At 71.5% G+C, this 3,222-nt stretch carries 2 protein-coding genes; both read left to right on the top strand.

Annotated elements, in window-relative coordinates; translation table 11 throughout:
- The coding region (locus tag CCN72_RS35530; protein ID WP_086812498.1) for an amino acid permease at positions 1-1,339 on the top strand (1,339 nt) is incomplete at its 5' end.
- 189 nt (positions 1,340-1,528) lie between these two features.
- Complete coding sequence (locus tag CCN72_RS35535) at positions 1,529-2,614, top strand: mechanosensitive ion channel family protein (RefSeq protein ID WP_086812500.1); 1,086 nt, start codon at positions 1,529-1,531, stop codon at positions 2,612-2,614.
- Positions 2,615-3,222 lie beyond the last annotated feature (608 nt).

Genomic DNA, 3,222 nt, shown 5'->3' on the forward strand with positions numbered 1-3,222 from the left:
CGGCGGGCCCGCCGTGATGCTGTGGGGCTGGGCGGGCGTCGGACTGTTCGTGCTGTGCGTCGGGCTCGCGCTCGCCGAGGTCACCAGCGCGTATCCGACCTCGGGCGCCTTGTACTACATGGCCGACCGGCTCGGTGGCCGCCGCTGGGGCTGGTACACGGGCTGGCTGAATCTGCTCGGGCTGCTCGGCGCGATCGCCGGGATCGACTACGGCGCCGCCCTGTTCACCGGCGCGTTCGCCAATCTCCAGTGGGGCTTCGTGCCGACGCCGGGCAGGACGATGCTGATCTTCTGCGCCATCCTCCTGCTGCACGCGGTGCTGAACCTGTTCGGGGTCCGCGTCGTCAGCGTGCTCAACTCGGTCAGTGTCTGGTGGCACCTGGCGGGCGTCGCGCTGATCGTCGGCGCGCTCGCGATCGTGCCCGACCACCACCGGTCGCCGTCCTTCGTGTTCACCACGTTCGTCAATGGGACCGGCTGGTCGAACCCGGTCTACGTCGCGGCGATCGGCCTGCTGCTCGCCCAGTACACCTTCTCCGGCTACGACGCCTCCGCCCATCTGTCCGAGGAGACCTCGCGCGCCTCGGTGTCCGCGGCCAAGGGCATCGTCCGGGCCATCTGGGTGTCCTGGCTCGCGGGCTTCGTCCTGCTGGCCGGGCTCACCTTCGCCATCCAGGACTACGACGCCACGCGCACCACGGCCACCGGGGTGCCGCCCGCGCAGATCCTGCTCGACGGCCTCGGCACCGGCGGCGCGAAGGCGCTGCTGCTGGTGGTGATCGTGGCCCAGCTGTTCTGCGGGAACGCCGAGGTCGCGGCGGCCAGCCGGATGGTGTTCGCGTTCAGCCGGGACGGCGCGCTGCCCGGCTCCCGGCTGTGGCGCACGGTCAGCGGCCGCACCCAGACCCCGGTGGCCGCCGTATGGCTGTCGGTCGGCGTCGCCGGGGTCCTCGCGCTGCCTTCGCTGTACTCGGCGACGGCGTACAACGCGGTGACCGCCATCAACGTCATCGGCATCACCCCGGCGTACGCCATCCCGGTACTGCTGCGGCTGCGGGCGGGCGACCGGTTCCGGCGCGGACCCTGGCATCTGGGCCGGTGGAGCAGGCCGGTCGGCTGGGTCGCGGTGGTCTGGGTGGCATGTGTCACGGTCCTGTTCTGCCTGCCGCAGTCCTCGCCGGTCACCGTCGGCTCGATGAACTACGCGGCCGTGGCGCTGGCCGTCGTCCTCCTCCTCGCCAGCGTCTGGTGGTATGTCGCCCGCCGCTCGTACGGCACCCCGACGGCGGCGTACGGCAGCGACCGCGACCAGGCCGAACTCGCCGAGGGCATCATCTGATCGGGGGCCCCGGGGTTCCAGCGGACCGGGTGGTAGGGCGTGTTCCGGATACGGCAGGATGAACGCTCGTGCCGGTCACCGGAGTTCCGGGGCCGGCACGTTCGTACTTCCCGCACATCGAGCAGGTGACAACGTGACGAGACCTCCTGTACGGCCCTCCGCGCAGACTCCGGGTTCCGGGGGTGACCGGTGAACCGTGCGCTGACCCTGGACGACGCGGTGGTGGCCGGTATCGCGGTCGCGGCGGGCCTGGTGGCCGCCTTCCTCTCCCGTTCGCTGCTGCGCTGGCTGGCCAAGCACGCCAAGCGGACCCGCTGGAGCGGTGACGACATCATCGTGGACGCGCTGCGTTCGATCGTGCCGTGGGCGCTTATCGCGGCGGGTGTGGCGGCCGCGGCGATCGTGCTGCCGCTCACCAGGTCCGTGCAGCATCACACCGATCAGGTGCTGGAGGTGTGGCTGATCCTCGTGGCCACGCTGTCCGCGGCGCGGGTCATCACCGGTCTGGTGCACACGTTCACGCAGTCGCGCTCGGGGGTGGCGGGCTCGGCGACCATCTTCGTCAACATCACCCGGGTGCTGGTCCTGGCGATCGGCTTCCTGGTGGTACTCCAGACGCTCGGGATCTCCATAGCGCCGCTGCTCACCGCGCTGGGCGTCGGCGGTCTTGCGGTGGCGCTCGCGCTTCAGGACACCCTCGCGAACCTCTTCGCGGGCGTCCACATCCTGGCGTCCAAGACGGTCCAGCCGGGCGACTACATCCAGCTGAGCAGCGGTGAGGAGGGGTACGTCGTCGACATCAACTGGCGTCAGACGACGGTCCGCCAGCTGTCCAACAACCTGGTGGTGATCCCGAACGGCCAGCTCGCCAAGGCCAATATGACCAACTACACCAGGCCCGAGCAGCGGCTCACGGTGCCGGTGCAGGTGGGGGTGAGCTACGACGCCGACCTGGAGCAGGTGGAGCGGGTGACCGCCGAGGTGGTCGTGGAGGTCATGCACAAGGTGCCGGGCGCGCTGCCGGACCATGAGCCCGCGATCCGCTTCCACACCTTCGGCGACTCCCGCATCGGCTTCACGGTGATCCTCGGCATCGGCGAGTTCAGCGACCAGTACCGGATCAAACACGAGTTCATCAAGCGCCTGCACCGCCGCTACCAGGAGGAGAACATCCGCATCCCCTCCCCGGTCCGCACGGTCGCCATCCAGCAGGGCTCCTTCACGATCCCGCAGCAGCGAACCGCGGGGGAACCGGCACGGGAGACCGCCGAGTAGGGGTTCCGGCCGCCGACGGAAGCGGGGCGCGCCGTCATCACGGACGGGGACGGGGGCCCGTCGCTCACAGACTTCGAGGGTCGCGAACCGTCGCCACAGCGGGCCGGAGACGAAGACCGACCGCCGAGGCCGGGCGGGGCACGCACCGACGACCGAGGCGGAAGCCGGGAGCGAAGGCCGAGGGCGAAACCGGGAACGGGGAACGGGGACCTCTGGCTCGCGGAGATCGGGGCAAGGCGGCGCCGCCCGGCCCGGTCGAAAGGCGGAGCCCGTCCCCGAAGCCGGAGTCGATCACGCGGGCAACGGCCCCACACCGCGGCGCGCCGAAGACGACGACGGACCACCGGCGCCGGACGAGCCGCGCACCGGCAGCCGCCGCGAAAGCCGTCCCCGGGGCGAGAAGCCGCGCGCCGACGCGAAGGCCGTTCCCGGGCGCGAAACCGCTCGCCGAAGCGAAGGCCGGGCCCGCAGCACAAATTCCGCCACACATGCCGGATCCCCCCCTGGAGCGGCGGCCGGGTACAGAAGCCGAGGCGGCCCGGGCGCGAGGGTCGACGCGCAGGCGGGCCCGGGCGGGGGCCGCGACCGCAAGCCGGGCGGAGGAGGTG

This window comes from Streptomyces murinus (assembly GCF_002154555.1).
In the GTDB taxonomy this organism is placed as follows: domain Bacteria; phylum Actinomycetota; class Actinomycetes; order Streptomycetales; family Streptomycetaceae; genus Streptomyces; species Streptomyces murinus.